Genomic DNA, 14,388 nt, shown 5'->3' with positions numbered 1-14,388 from the left:
TGTAAAACGCCGCCCTACTTGCATTCCATGCACTCCCGCGCCGATCGCAGTACAAGCCAATAGCCATCGGCCAATGGCCAACGGCCAGGGACGCCCTCTACCTTGGTCCCATGCACTTTCGTCCCCTGCTCGCGCTTACTTTCCTCCTGGGCACAGCACCTGTAGCAGTCGCCCAACGCCCCCCCGCACAACCCAACGCCGCTGAGATCCTGCACAAGATGCAGAAGCTCAACGTGCTCGGCAGCGTGCTCTACATCGTTGCCCACCCCGATGACGAGAACACCCGCCTGATCGCGTGGTTGGCCAACGGCAAGAAAGTGCGCACCGGCAACCTGAGCCTTACGCGCGGCGATGGCGGCCAGAACCTCATCGGCCCCGAACTGGGCGACGCGCTCGGCATCATCCGCACGCAAGAGCTTTTGGAGGCGCGCCGCATTGACGGTGGCGAGCAGTTCTTCACCCGCGCGGTGGACTTCGGCTACAGCAAGAGCGCCGCGGAGAGTTTTGAGAAGTGGGGCAAGCAGGAAGTGCTGAGCGATGTGGTGCGCGTGATCCGGATGTTCCGGCCGGACATCATCATCACGCGGTTCGCGCCTGACCGGTCAGCGGGGCATGGCCACCACGAGGCCAGTGCCATCCTCGCCGAGGAAGCCTTCGACCTGGCCGGTGACCCCAAGGCCTTCCCCGAGCAGTTGCAGCAAGGCTTGGAAGTGTGGCAGCCGCGCCGCCTCCTCTTCAACGGCAGCACCTGGTGGAAGAAGGACCTGGCCGACATCGCCAAGAACGACCCCGACTGGTTCAGCGTTGACGTGGGCGGCTACGATCCGCTGCTGGGCCTCAGCTACACGGAGATCGCCGGGCGCAGCCGCAGCATGCACAAGAGCCAGGGCTTCGGTGCCGCCGAAACGCGTGGCGAGCTGCTCGAGTACCTCAAATTCATCAAAGGAGACCGGCCTAAGACCAAGGACATTTTCGAAGGAATCGATATGACGTGGGGTGATCTCGGTGAACAGCGGATAGGACTTGCGATTGACTCCCTTGTTGACTCGTTCGACCCGAAACACCCAGAGGCCAGCCTACCCCGGCTGTACCGCATGCGTGGCGAGAGCGATCCCTTGCTGGCCAATGAAGTCTTGCGAATACTTGGCAATTCACCGGGCGACACTTCTGAGGCTCTATCAGCAATAAGAAGGACCTCGCAAGGCAAGCAAGCTTTACTCGCACGTAGATGGGACAAGCATGAGGCCTTGGATCCTTTGATTCTGGCATGTGCGGGTATCAGCTTCGAGGGCCTATGCGACCAGCCGTACATCAGCACATCAGGCCGCATCGTTGTTTCTGGGTTGTTACGAACGGCCTCAAAGGGTATTCGATTCCAAGGGGCTGCTCTTGCGGGTGAGATCTCTTCCAATGTCAACGATGAACTCATCCAAAACCAAGTCTCGCGCGACACGATAGAGTTCAGGACCGACCAGATCCGTCGCGCCGGAAGCTGCTGCGAGGGAGCGAACAAAGGGCGAACCGCGTATTTGTACGAGGCGATGAGTCCCGCAGAGCGGGTCTCCGCGTCGCTCGAATCTTGGTTGTTCTTGAGCTATGGCTTTTCGGCTGGGCAGAATCGATTTTTCGGTGGCTTTTCCCGACCTTACTACAAATGGGTCGACCGAGTTGATGGCGAACGCATCCGCCCGGTGTACGTCACGCCCGTGGCCTCCGTGATCCCGAGAACCGATGTGCTCATTGCACGCGGGGGCCCGCAGGAAGTGGTGGTGGAAGTCGAGGCGCTGACGGACAGCCTTGTGGGCCAGGTGAACGTGACCTTGCCCGAAGGATGGGCCACAACGAAGGACCTGAAGCTTGTGAACATCGCCAAGCGCAACGAGCGGCAGCGGTTCACTTATCAGCTGATCCCGGGTGCCAATGCGAAAGCGGGTGCCGTGAAGTTCGAGTTCTCCGGTCCGAAGGGCAAGGCCGACCGCACCCTGCACGAGATCGACTATCCGCACATCATGCCGCAGGTGTACTACACGCCCGCCGAGGTGAAGCTGGTGCCGCTGGACGTCAAAGCCACCGCCAAACGCGTGGGCTACATCAAGGGCGCGGGCGATGATGTGCCGCAGGCCATGGAGCAGCTCGGTGTGGTCGTCGAATTCATCGAGCCCGCTTCAGCCAAGTTGGAAGAACTGCGGAAGTACGACGCAATCGTCACCGGCATCCGCGCCTACAATGCCACCAAGGGGATGAAGGAACTGCACCCGCTGCTGTTGCAATACGCGGAGCAAGGCGGCACGCTCATCGTGCAGTACAACACCACGCCGCGCTTCTTCTCCGGCGCCAGCGATTTCCAGATCGATCCGGCCACGCTGGGACCACATCCGTTCACCATCAGTCGCGGTCGTGTCACAGTGGAGGAAGCGCCGCCCACTTTCCTCGACCCCAAGCACCCGCTGCTCAATACACCCAACACCATCACCGCCGCCGACTTCGATGGCTGGGTGCAGGAACGTGGTCTCTACTTCGCCAGCGACTTCGGTACCCACTACACACCGCTGATCGCGTGGAACGATCCCGGCGAAGACCCGCTTACCGGCGGCCTAATCACCTGCGACTGGGGCAAAGGCCGGTACGTGTACACCGGCATCAGCTTCTTCCGCCAGCTGCCGGCGGGCGTGCCGGGTGCGTATCGGCTGTTCGCGAATTTGATATCGGGAAGGGTGAAATGAAGAATGCAGAATGTAAAATGTAGAATGGAAAACGGCTGACGCATGGAACGGAAGTACGATATTGAAGAGAGGTGCATTGCGTTCGCAGCGGCAGTGGTGAAGCACACGGACAACATGCCGAACACCAGATCCGGGAACCACCTCGCAGGGCAACTGCTGAGAAGTGGAACGGCGCCTGCGCTGCACTACGGCGAAGTACAAGGCGCCGAGTCGCCGCGCGACTTCATCCATAAAATGAGCGTGGCGCTCAAAGAGCTGCGCGAATCCCAGAGCAATCTGCGTGTGCAGGTCTTGGCGGGCACGATGGACGCGGGCCATGCTGACCACGCTTGGCTGATCAAGGAATGCGGTGAACTGGTGGCCATCTTCACCGCAAGCGTGAAGACCGCCGAGCGCAACAACCCGCGCAAGTAACCACTGCGGCCATTCGCCCTTATACATTTTACATTCTTCATTTTTCATTCCTCGGTGCACCCCCTCGACTGGACCATCCTCCTCGCCACCCTCGGCTTCATCGTGGGCTATGGCGTATGGAAGACGCGGCGGACCAACACCGTTGACCGCTACCTGCGCGGCGACAACGAAGACCGCTGGTGGGCCGTGATGCTGAGCGTGATGGCCACGCAGGCCAGCGCCATCACCTTCCTCAGCACGCCCGGTCAGGGTTTTCTGGACGGCATGGGTTTCGTGCAATTCTACTTCGGCCTGCCGCTGGCGATGATCGTCATCGCCTTCGTGTTCATCCCGCTCTTCTACAAGTGGAACGTGTATACGGCGTACGAGTTCATCGGCAAACGCTTCGACCAGAAAACGCGACTGCTCACCGCCATCCTCTTCCTTGTCCAACGCGGGCTATCGACCGGCATCACCATCTACGCGCCAAGCATCGTGCTCAGCACCATGCTCGGTTGGCCGCTGGGCTGGACGTGCGTGTTCATCGGCGCACTGGTGATCCTGTACACCACCACGGGCGGTGCCAAGGCCGTGGGCGTAACGCACAAGCAACAGATGGCCGTGATGTTCGGTGGGCTGTTCGTGGCGTTCGGCTGCATCGTTTACCAGTTGCGCGATGTGGCCAGCTTCGGTGAGAGCATGGCGCTGGCCGGTGCGATGGGCAAGCTCAACGTGATCAACCTCTCGTGGGACCCGAAGGAGAAGTACACGCTGTGGAGCGGGTTGATCGGCGGGTTCTTCCTGCAGCTGTCCTACTTCGGCACGGACCAGAGCCAGGTGCAGCGCTACCTCAGTGGGCAAACGCCACAGCAGGCGCGCAACGGCCTGCTCATGAACGGCCTGCTGAAGATCCCAATGCAGTTCTTCATCCTCCTGATCGGTGTGATGGTCTTCGTTTTTTACCTGTTCACGCCGGCGCCGGTGCATTGGAATAAGGCGAACGTGGAAGACCTTACCACAGAGGCACAGAGAGCACGGAGGAGCACAGAGGAGAATGCAAGCGTCGTGAGCGCCGAGACTTGGAGAGCGGCGGACGCCGTGGAGGCGATGCACGCGCAGAATGCGGCTGCCTTGGCGGGCTACGCAAACGATTGGGTTGAGTCGCCGGAAGGCAGCCGACCAACCATCAACCAACAACTATCAACCGCCCTCGAACGCGACAAGTCGCTGCGGGAAGAGTACCGGGAGCTGGTGAAGGCGAACGTTCCCGGTTCGGAGCCGAACGACAAGGACTACATCTTCATCAGCTACATTATGGACCACATGCCGGTGGGCATCGTGGGCTTGTTGCTGGCGATGATCTTCTGTGCGGGCATGGGCAGTACGAGCTCGCAGCTCAGCGCGCTGGCCACCACGACAACGGTGGATATCCTCCACAAGAGCGGAACAGGCGCGGAGCATGTGAAGGCCACCAAGTGGGCCACGGTTGCGTTCGGTGTGCTGGCACTTTGTTTCGCCGCCGTGTTCTCGTTGTTCGAGAACCTGATCCAAGCGGTGAACATCCTCGGTTCGCTGTTCTACGGCACCATCCTGGGGATCTTCCTGCTGGCCTTCTTCGTGAAGTGGGTGCGTGGAACGGCGGTGTTCATCGCCGGATCAGTAGTGCAGGTGCTCGTGGCTGTGCACTTCGTGCTCGATCGCTACAACGTGTTCGCCGTGAAGGATGCCGATGGAGTGCTGCACGACCCGCTGGAGATCGCCTTCCTGTGGTACAACCTTCTTGCACCGGCCATTGTGATCGGACTGGCCTTGCTGCTGCAGGCGGCCTTACCGCAACAGCGTCCTGTCGCGCAGGCTTAAGACGCACCACCTGCTTTTTGCCTTCGACTTGTCCGCTGCTTAGCACTGCCGTTACGTGGCCACCGTCCCTTTGCGGCCAACAAAAACGAAACGACATGAAGACCGGGAAAAAGCTCCGCTCGTTGACGGCCTTCGCATCCGTTGGAATTGCCAGCGTGATGAACGGCCAAAGCGGAGGGCGCACCTTGATGCGCAATGACGACATGGGCATGGTGCTGAACGATGCGCCGCGCATGCCCGCCACCGTGCGCACGGCGCCGCACAACACGCCCACTGTGGTGCACATCAGCGATGACGGGCGCAACGAGGACTACGCGCCCACCGGACAGTTCATCATCAGCGTTGAGCGCTCCGACGCAGGCACGCTGAGCGTGGACGTGCTCGACGAACGCGGCGACGTGCTCCGCATGCAGTCCTTCAGCACGAAGGCCGGGCGCTGCCTGCTCACCGTTGATGTGTCGCAGTTCCCGCAAGGGCGCTACGCACTGCGGGTGCTGAGCGGAACCAGCGCGAGCGTGACGCGGTTCAGGAGGGACTGAAGCGATGGGCCCTGGGCAATACGGGGCGGGGTCTGCCGTTCAAAGCGGCAAATCCCGATACCATGAGAACCCTGCTCCCTTTTCTGGTCCTCGCGCTCGCCGCTGGCGCGTGCAGCAAGGATGAGGACCCCGCACCGTCACCTGCGCCGGGACCAACACACGGCATCTCCGACTTCAGCAAGTTGGCCGTCGGCAACTATTGGGTCTATCAGCGCAGCAACTTGGACACTGCAGGGAACGTGTCCGGCGTGACGGCGAACTACGACAGCTTGTTCGTGTCGGGCACGACGGATGTGAACGGGGTCACCTACGCCGTTCTGTCCAAAGCTGTGAACGGCACCGTTATTCCGGGCATGCAGGAACTGCGGCGCGATTCAGCTGACTGCATAGTGGATGGCAATGGGAGGATCGTTTTCCGCTATGGGGTTTTCGACCAGGTCGCTTGGACCTATGCTGATCCGTTCGTCTTCCAGTACGAATGGTATTTGTCCTCTGCAACAACGGCCATCAGCGTTGCGGCGGGGACCTTTAATGCCCACAGTCTCAATTGCGAATTGACGCAATTGGGCACCATAGGCGTACCACCCACTGATCGCGACCTTGTGACGTGGTGGGCGCCCGGCGTGGGCAAGGTCCGCGATGACGCATACTACGTGGCATCAGGAACAGGCGTCCGAAAGGATCTCGTGCGCTACTACGTGCAGTAGCCGCTCAATTCCCGAACATCTCCTTCACCCGCTCGAAGAAGCCCTTGTCCTTGGCGGTGGGCTTGGGCTGAAAGCCTGGGCTGTTGCGCAGTTTCTCCAATGCTTCGCGCTCGGCTTTGCTCAGGTCGGTGGGCGTCCACACGGCCACATGCACGAAGAGATCGCCCGTGCCATGACCATTGACGCTCGGTAGTCCTTTGCCGCGCAGGCGCAACGTGTGGTTGCTCTGCGTGCCGGGCTCCACCTTCACCTTGGCCTTGCCGCTCACCAGGGGCACTTCGATGCTGGCGCCCAAGGCGGCGTCCACCATGCTGATGAAGACTTCGTGGTGCAAGTGCTGGCCATCGCGCTTCAGTTCGTGGTGGTCTTCTTCCTCGATCACCACCAGCAGGTCGCCGGGCACGCCGCCCATCGGGGCCTCGTTGCCCATGCCGCTGATGTTGAGCTGCATGCCTTCCTCCACGCCGGCCGGGATGCGCACGCTCACCGTGCTCTCCTCGCGCACCATGCCGTTCTCGTCGCTGCCGGGCGCGCGTTTGCTCACGCTCTTGCCCAAACCGCCACAAGCCGGACAGGTCGTAACGGTCTGCATGTGGCCGAGGAAGGTGCTCTGCACACGCGTCACTTGGCCCTGGCCTTTGCAGGTGCTGCACGTACCGAATTCGCTGCCCTTGCCGCGCACCAGCTTCTGCAGCTTCAACTGCTTCTCCACGCCGGTGGCGATCTCTTCCAAGGTCAGCTTCATGCGCACGCGCAGGTTGCTGCCCTTCACCACGCGTTGTCCGCCACCGCGCCCGAAACCGGAGAACCCACCGCCGCCGCCGAACGCACCACCGAAGATGTCGCCGAACTGGCTGAAGATGTCCTCCATGTTCATGCCGCCACCGCTGTAGCCGCCACCACCGCCGAAGCCGCCCGGGGCTTGGTGCCCGAAGCGGTCGTACTTGGCCTTCTTCTCGGGATCGCTGAGGATCTCGTACGCCGATGCGGCCTCCTTGAACTTCTCCTCCGCCGCTTTGTCGCCCGGGTTCTTGTCAGGGTGCCATTTGATGGCCTGTTGGCGGTAGGCCTTCTTGATCTCGTCGGCCGTGGCGTTGCGGCCTACGCCAAGGACGTCGTACGGGTCTTTCTTGCTCATGGCAGGGGTCGGCCCGGTGGGTCGACGTTACGGGTGGATCGGTCGGTGGTGTTCGGGTTGCCAACCATCATTCGCCCACCACCACCTTGGCGTAGCGCACCACCTTGTCGTGGAGGGTGTATCCGCTTTCCACCACGTCCAGCACGCGGCCCTTCAGGTCGTCGCTGGGTGCGGGGGCCTTCGTAATGGCTTCGTGCTTGTCCACGTCGAAGGGCTGGCCCTTCACGTCGGTCATGGGCCGCACGCCTTGCGCACCAAGGATGTGCAGCAGTTTGCCGTGGATCAGATGGAAACCCTCCTTCACCGCTTTGATGTCCTCGACATTGGCGTTGTGGGCGATGGCGCGTTCCATATCGTCCACCACAGGGATGATGTTCTTCAACACGTTCTCGCCGGCGAAGGCGATCAGCTCCACGCGCTCCTTCGCGCTGCGCTTGCGCATGTTGTCGAACTCGGCGTGCAGGCGCAGGAGCTTGTCGTTGAGGCTGGCGTTCTCGGCCTTCAGCTTTTCCACCTCGGAAACCAAGGCGTTGTCGGGCTCCACCATGGTGTGCTCGGCGGCGGCCTCGCTGGCGTGGCCCAGTTCGTCGGCCATGGCGGCGGCTTGTTGGGCGGCCTCGTTCACAATGACGTTCTCACCGGCCGTGGCTTGGCCGTTTTCCGCTTTCTCGGACATGGGTTTGGGTCTCTTCTTGAAGGGATTCCGCACGGATCAACATCCTTGCCGCAGCACCCGGCCCGCCAAGGAGGCGCGAATGTGGTGACGGATCGGCAGATGGCGGTGGGACTTCCGCAGCGGTGCTTTCGACCGTTCCCCGGTCCAGGGTGGCCGTTCCCCGATCGTGACGCCACCGTGCACACGACCACGGAAGCCGCCGCCGTTCTTGCAATCCGCGATGCACACAGCAAACCTGTCAACGACCATCGGAACCGCCGGACCCGCTAAGGTTCCGGTAACGTGCACCGCTTTGCATACTTGCTATGTTTGCCACCCTTCGCTTTTGCCGGGCTTCCACCGCAGCGGCGAACCACAGGATCAGCACCCCAACAACGCACAATAACCCTCACTTCACAACTCCGTCATGAGCAGCGAACAGAAATCCGGGAAAGGCTCCAGCCTCTTTGTGGCCATCGTCTTCCCCCTTTGCCTCATCATCTGCGTTTGCATTTACATGTTCGTCTTCGGCAACCCGAAGAACTTCGAAGGGTACGACCCGAACATGACGCCTGAGCAGTTGGAGGAGGTCGTGATGAAGAACCACCCGGTGAAGGACGGGGCTGCCCACACGTTCGGCCTCATCCACAAGGGCGGTTTCATCGTGCCCATCCTCATGACGGTGGTGCTGATCGTGATCGTGTTCAGCGTGGAGCGCTTCATCACCATCGCCAAGGCCAAGGGCAAGGGCCGCATCGACCAGTTCATCATCGACGTGCGCAAGAGCCTGGCCATCGACCGCGTGGACGAGGCCATTGCCCTGTGCGACACGCAGAAAGGCAGCGTGGCCAACGTGATGCGCAGCGGTCTGGAGAAGTACTCCACCGTGCTCCGCGACGGCAGCATGGACAAGGAGACGAAGATCAACACCGTGAAGCAGGAACTGGAAGAGGCCACCGCCTTGGAGTTGCCAATGCTCAGCAAGAACCTGGTGATCTTGAGCACCTGCGCCAGCATCGCCACGCTGTTGGGTCTGATCGGTACCGTGTTGGGGATGATCCGCGCGTTCAGCGCACTGGCCACCGCCGGTACGCCCGACGCCAGTGCACTGTCCACCGGTATCTCCGAGGCCCTCATCAACACGGCCCTCGGTATCAGCGGCTCGTGCATCGCCATCATCATGTACAACTACTTCAGCACGCGCATCGACGCCATCACCCACGGCATCGACGAGGCGGGCTTCAGTGTGACGCAAACCCTGGCCAATCACAAAGCCTGATCGGGCTTTTTAGATCACATCCGTAATGGCCGGGCAGTCCCGGCCCCGACAATCTGACCAGATGCCGAAGATCAAGATGCCCCGCTCCAGCCCGGCGCTGGACATGACACCGATGGTGGACCTGGCCTTCCTGCTGGTGACCTTCTTCATGCTCACCGCGCAGTTCCGCCCGGAGGAAGCCGCACCGGTGGACACGCCCAGCAGCCGAAGTGAGGACGCGCTGCCTCCTGAAGGCATGATGACCGTGACGGTGGACAGCACTGGCCGTGTGTTCTGGGACCTGAAGGAGAAACCCATCCGGATGGCCGTGCTGGCCGCCATGGGCGAGCGTTACAAGATCCAGTTCAGTGAGGAAGAGAAGCAGAAGTTCGCCATGCTGTCGGCCGTTGGGGTCCCGGTGAGCAAGCTGAAGGATTTCCTCATCCTGGACAGTGGCACCGAGCGCACCGCCATGCTCAGAGCGAACCGTGGCATTCCCATGGACAGCGTGAACAATGAACTGGAGTGGTGGGTGTACGAGACCAACACCATCTACTACCGGGACATTGCTTCAAAGGTCAAAGTGGCCCTGAAGGCCGATGGGAACACCCCGTACACCCGGGTGAACGAGGTGGTGAAGACCTTCCAGAAGCCCAACATCAAGATCAACCGGTTCAAGATGATCACCGATCTGGAGTGAGCCGCAACAATGAATTGCACCGTTGATGAACCCATAACCGCAAGGGGTGTACAGGAAGTAGGATGAGAAGGCTGGGCACCCGGCGAACCGAACAGAAACGATGGCAGACGTACAAACAGGCGACAGTGGCGGTGGCGGAGGACGCCACCAGAAGAAGCGCGCCAAGAAGAGCGGCACCCACATCGACATGACGCCGATGGTGGACCTCGCCTTCCTGCTGCTCACCTTCTTTATCCTTACCACCAGCATGCAGCAACCCAACGTGCTGCAGATGACCTATCCGGTGCCGAACGATGTGACCAAGCCGGAACTCAAGAAAGTGGAGAACGCCATCACGATGTTCCTCACCAAGAAGGACGCGATCTTCTACTACCGCGGCGGTTTCGAACCAGGTGTAACGCAACTGGAGCAGACCGACTTCAAGCAGCTTACCAAGGTGCTTACGGTGAACAACAAGGTGGCCATCGAGGAGATGCAGAAGCTGAACAAGGAATTCACGTTGGGCAAGGTGAACGAGGTCGCTTACGATACGCTCGCCAACAACATCAAGAAGAAGGACGATGCCTTGTTCTGCATCATCAAGGCCGACACGGACGCGCGCTACCGCAATGTCATCGACATCGTGGACGAGATGGCCATCCATGCCATCGGCAAGTTCGCCGTGCAGGACAGCATCAAGCCGGAGGAGCGCGCCGTGCTCGACATCGCCAAACAAACACTCTGAGCCATGGAAGGCATGTTCATCATAGCAGGCGTCATGCTGGTGTTCTCGCTCATCCTGGGCATGGACCTCAGCTGGAACAACGTGCTGGCGGGCATCCGCAACAACCTGGTGTTCGCTGACCGCAACAAGGAATACGGCGCTTACGAGCTCCGGCACGACTACACCAAGCGCCTCGGTATTGCGGTCATCGGATCGGTGGTGTTCGTCATTCTAGCGGTTGCCGCGCCGTACATGGTGCCGAAGAACGAGGTGGTGGAAGAGAAGAAGATCAAAGTGGTGGACGTGGACATGACCGAGTTCAAGGAGGAAGAGGAGCCCCCGCCCCCGCCCCCGCCCGAGGAGTTGCCACCACCACCGCCAGTTGAGCAAGTTCAGTTCGTGCAGGTGGAAGCCACCAACGAAGAAGTGGACGACCCGCCGCCCACCCAGGATGAGCTCGACACCGTTATGGCCAGCACCGTTACCCAGGAAGGTACCGACGAAGAAGAGGTGGCCCCCCCGGTAGAGGAAGACAATACGGTCTACGGTTACGGTATGGCCGAGGAGAACGCGGAGTTCCCGGGTGGTGAAGAAGGCAGGGCGAAGTGGATGGAGAAGAATCTAAACTATCCGTCTATGGAATACGATGCGGCCATCCAAGGCAAAGTGTGGGTTGAGTTCATGGTTGATAAGGATGGCAGTGTTACCAACGTGCTCTTGAAAAAGTCAGGTGGAAGTCCAGGGTTTGATAAGGAGGCTGTTCGGGTTATCAAGGCAATGCCGAAGTGGGCACCGGCCAAAATGGGTGGTCGTCCAGTAAAGCAGCTCTATCGGATCCCGATTGTTTTCGAATTGAATTGAGCACGCCGAGCGATCGCCTACGTGTGTTCGCCGTGGTGATGTCCGTGGTGTACATCCTTTTCGGTTGTGCACTGCTCTTCACCGACGTGCTGAAGAACAGCATTGTGCACTACCGCAACGTGATCGGTGGCGTGCTCGTGGGCTACGGCGCACTGCGCTTGATCATGTGGTACTTGAAGCGACCAGCGTCGTGAGAAGGTCTCTGCGGATCCTTGTCATGTCGAGCAATGCCGAAGGCATGGACCGCAGGTCCGCATTAGCGGGCCGAGGGCTCGTGACATGTTGGTTGCTTTTCCTCCTTGCCGCCTGCGACACCACGCCGAGCAACCCCCGCACCGACGACAATCCAACCAGCGGACATGTGGTCGTTCTGGTGGATGAAGGTTTGAAGCCGGTGTTCGAGGACCTCGAGAGCATCTTCGAGCATTTCTACAAGGACGCCGACCTGGACCTGCGCTACCTGCCTGAAGGTGGGATCCTAACCGCCATGCAACACGACAGCGTGCGCTTGGTCTTCGCCACGTTCGCGCCGGGAGCCGACCAAGACGCCTACCTGCGCAGCAAACAGATCACACCGCATATTGAAACGGTGGCGACGGATGCGGTGGCGGTCATTGCCAACAAAACGGTCACCGAAAGCAGGATCGGGGTCTCCGAGATTCGTGCTCAACTCACGACCGGAGTGCCAGCGGAGCCCTGGTCGGGGTATCGGCTGCTGTTCGACCGCAACGGAAGTGGCGTGGCCCGCACGGTCATTGATTCCCTGCTTGGTGGCGATGCCTCCCTCATGAAGGCCCAGGTCTTCTCCACGAACGGCATCGACAGCCTCGTGGCCCAAGTGGCCCGTAACCCCAACACGCTGGGCTTCATCCCCTTCGCCGCCATTGCCGACAAGGACAACGCCCATTCCCGGCACCTGCTCGAGCAAGTGAAGGTGTTGGCCGTTGGCCGCGACACGTCGCACGCCGTGCTGCCCAGCCAGACCACCCTGGCCGACGGCACCTATCCCCTGTGCCGCCCGGTGGTTATGCTGGTGCTGGAACCCAAGGCGGGCCTTGGCACCGGCTTTGCTTCCTTTGTGGCCGGTCACAAAGGCCAGCGCATCATCCTGAAACGCGGATTGGCACCAGCCCACATTCCCAGCCGCGAAATAGAGGTGGTGCTGGAGTGAAAACGACCTGACGACGATGATCACGATGAAGAAGACGATAGCGATCGGAACCATGCTCTTGAGCATGGGCGTTCAAGCCCAGTTGGAGGAGGCCATTAAGCTCACCGACAAGGAGCAGTTCGAGAAGGCCACCGCGCAGTACAAAGCGGCCATCACCGCGGCCCCCACCAGCGGCGAAGCTTGGTTCTACATGGGCGAGAACTACTGGTACAACGACAAACGGGACAGCGCGCTGACCTGCTACCGCAAGGGCGCCGAGGTGAACCCTCGACTGCCCCTCAACCACATCGGCATTGGCAAGGCCCTGCGAACGCAAGGCGACCAGGCCAGTGCCAACGCCAAGTTCGCTGAGGCCCTCTCGCTCATCGAGGAGAAGACCAACAAGTTCAGCAAGCCGGTGAAGGGCGTGGCCTACCGCGAACTGGCGGAAGCTGTTGCCAGCGGCAGCACCCCCGACTTCGCCACTGCCAATACGCACCTGGCCAAGGCCGAAACGCTCAACCCCAGCGACATTGAGATCTTCATCCTTCGTGGCGACCTGGCCGTGCTGAACGATATCCGCAATGGACCTACCGTGGCCGTGGCCGAGTACAACAAAGCCATCAACCTGCAAGGCACCAACCCGAAGCCGCTCACCAAGAAGGCCATCATGTACCACCGCAGCGGCCGCAACCCCACGGCTGCCATCGAGGAGTACAACAAGGCCATCGGTTTCGACGCCAACTACGCCCCCGCGTACCGAGGTCGCGCGGAAGCGTACTTCAGCAACAAGGATTACGACAAAGCCACCGCCGACTACAACAAGTACTTGGAGCTGAACGGAGGGAACAAGAGCGCACAGGTGCGTTACGCCCAGTTCCTCTTCTTGGTGAAGAAGTACGATGAGTCGCTCAAGCTCATTGATGAACTGGAGGGCCAAGGTGTGGAGAACAATGCCCTGAACCGGATCAAGGGATACGACCTGGTGGAACTCGGCGACACCGTCCGTGCCATCCCTGCCCTCGACAAGTACTTCGGGAAGCAGCCCCCCGACCTTGTGATCCCCGGCGACCTATACTACTACGGCAAAGCCCTTGGCCTGCTCCGCAAGGATTCCCTGGCCGGTGAGAAGATGCTGGAGGCGGCGCGCATGCCGCGTTCAGAGCCCGAGTATTACGATGAGGCCGCGAAGGCCTTCAAGAAGGGAAAGGCGTACGGGCGTGAGGCCGATGCGTTGTACGAAGGCTTGAAGGCGAACGACCAGCCCAAGGCGAACGATTTCTTCTACCTGGGCCACGCGGCCATCCGCGCGAAGCGGCACAACCTGGCCGACAGCGTTTGGACCGTGTACATCCAACGGAACGAGAAGGCCTATCAAGGCCACTTGGGAAGGGCCCGGGCGCAGGTGGGCATGGACAGCACGCGCACCACTTGGCAGGCCAAACCGTTCTATGAGGACGTACTGCGCCGCATGAAGCCCGAAGAGATCGAGAAGAGCAAGACCGACGCGGAAGAAGCCTACTTCTACTTGGGGTATTACTACTACGACAAGGAGAAGAACATCCCCATGGCCAAGTGCTTCATGGAGAAGGTAAAGGCCATCAACGCCGGTACCGCGAACACGCAGATCGCCACCAACATGCTCGGTCGCAACGACATGAAGGACCTGACCCCGGCCGATTGCACGGTGCAATAGATCAA

The 14,388-nt window shown here is 60.5% G+C and carries 14 protein-coding genes; 12 read left to right on the top strand and 2 right to left on the bottom strand.

The features are described from left to right. The first annotated feature begins 110 nt into the window (after positions 1-110). From IPJ76_09965 to IPJ76_09945, 5 genes are all read left to right on the top strand, one after another. Complete coding sequence (locus IPJ76_09965; protein QQR84947.1) at positions 111-2,723, top strand: PIG-L family deacetylase; 2,613 nt, start codon at positions 111-113, stop codon at positions 2,721-2,723. 42 nt (positions 2,724-2,765) lie between these two features. Next, positions 2,766-3,137: a four helix bundle protein gene (locus IPJ76_09960; protein ID QQR84946.1), complete on the top strand. Its 372-nt coding sequence runs from the start codon at positions 2,766-2,768 to the stop codon at positions 3,135-3,137. Between the two features lie 54 nt (positions 3,138-3,191). Beyond that, the gene (locus IPJ76_09955; GenBank protein QQR84945.1) at positions 3,192-4,976 is read left to right on the top strand and encodes a sodium:solute symporter; all 1,785 of its coding nucleotides are present in this window, start codon (positions 3,192-3,194) and stop codon (positions 4,974-4,976) included. A gap of 95 nt (positions 4,977-5,071) precedes the next feature. Beyond that, positions 5,072-5,515, top strand: a complete 444-nt coding sequence (locus IPJ76_09950) for a hypothetical protein (protein ID QQR84944.1) — start codon at positions 5,072-5,074, stop codon at positions 5,513-5,515. A gap of 62 nt (positions 5,516-5,577) precedes the next feature. Further along, complete coding sequence (locus tag IPJ76_09945) at positions 5,578-6,222, top strand: hypothetical protein (GenBank protein ID QQR84943.1); 645 nt, start codon at positions 5,578-5,580, stop codon at positions 6,220-6,222. Positions 6,223-6,226: 4 nt separating this feature from the next. Here IPJ76_09945 and dnaJ read toward each other — a convergent pair whose 3' ends face one another. Continuing rightward, entirely contained in the window at positions 6,227-7,360 is a 1,134-nt protein-coding gene (gene dnaJ, locus IPJ76_09940) for a molecular chaperone DnaJ (GenBank protein ID QQR84942.1), read from the bottom strand. 67 nt (positions 7,361-7,427) lie between these two features. After that, the gene (locus IPJ76_09935) at positions 7,428-8,036 is read right to left on the bottom strand and encodes a nucleotide exchange factor GrpE (GenBank protein QQR84941.1); all 609 of its coding nucleotides are present in this window, start codon (positions 8,034-8,036) and stop codon (positions 7,428-7,430) included. A 406-nt stretch (positions 8,037-8,442) separates the two neighbouring features. Here IPJ76_09935 and IPJ76_09930 point away from each other — a divergent pair, with 406 nt between their 5' ends. The 7 genes from IPJ76_09930 to IPJ76_09900 all read left to right on the top strand — a co-directional run bounded on the left by IPJ76_09930 (position 8,443) and on the right by IPJ76_09900 (position 14,383). Further along, positions 8,443-9,294, top strand: a complete 852-nt coding sequence (locus tag IPJ76_09930; protein QQR84940.1) for a MotA/TolQ/ExbB proton channel family protein — start codon at positions 8,443-8,445, stop codon at positions 9,292-9,294. Positions 9,295-9,370: 76 nt separating this feature from the next. Continuing rightward, the gene (locus tag IPJ76_09925) at positions 9,371-9,973 is read left to right on the top strand and encodes a biopolymer transporter ExbD (protein QQR84939.1); all 603 of its coding nucleotides are present in this window, start codon (positions 9,371-9,373) and stop codon (positions 9,971-9,973) included. A gap of 100 nt (positions 9,974-10,073) precedes the next feature. Further along, positions 10,074-10,697 carry a biopolymer transporter ExbD gene (locus IPJ76_09920; protein QQR84938.1) on the top strand — a complete coding sequence of 208 codons (624 nt, stop codon included), beginning with the start codon at positions 10,074-10,076 and terminating at the stop codon, positions 10,695-10,697. A 3-nt stretch (positions 10,698-10,700) separates the two neighbouring features. Further along, positions 10,701-11,537, top strand: coding sequence for a TonB family protein (locus IPJ76_09915; protein ID QQR84937.1), 837 nt, complete (start codon positions 10,701-10,703; stop codon positions 11,535-11,537). After that, a complete protein-coding gene (locus IPJ76_09910) occupies positions 11,534-11,731 on the top strand; it encodes a hypothetical protein (protein QQR84936.1) in 198 nt (65 codons plus the stop codon). Before IPJ76_09915 ends, IPJ76_09910 begins: the two co-directional genes overlap by 4 nt. A gap of 23 nt (positions 11,732-11,754) precedes the next feature. After that, positions 11,755-12,708 (top strand): substrate-binding domain-containing protein, encoded by a 954-nt coding sequence (locus IPJ76_09905; protein ID QQR84935.1) that lies wholly within the window; start codon positions 11,755-11,757, stop codon positions 12,706-12,708. A 25-nt stretch (positions 12,709-12,733) separates the two neighbouring features. Continuing rightward, positions 12,734-14,383, top strand: a complete 1,650-nt coding sequence (locus tag IPJ76_09900; GenBank protein ID QQR84934.1) for a hypothetical protein — start codon at positions 12,734-12,736, stop codon at positions 14,381-14,383. The last annotated feature ends 5 nt before the right edge of the window (positions 14,384-14,388 follow it).

This window comes from Flavobacteriales bacterium (assembly GCA_016699575.1).
GTDB lineage: Bacteria > Bacteroidota > Bacteroidia > Flavobacteriales_F > PHOS-HE28 > PHOS-HE28.
The sequence above is the reverse complement of the archived record's forward strand: the minus strand, read 5'-3'. Positions and strand labels throughout refer to the sequence as shown.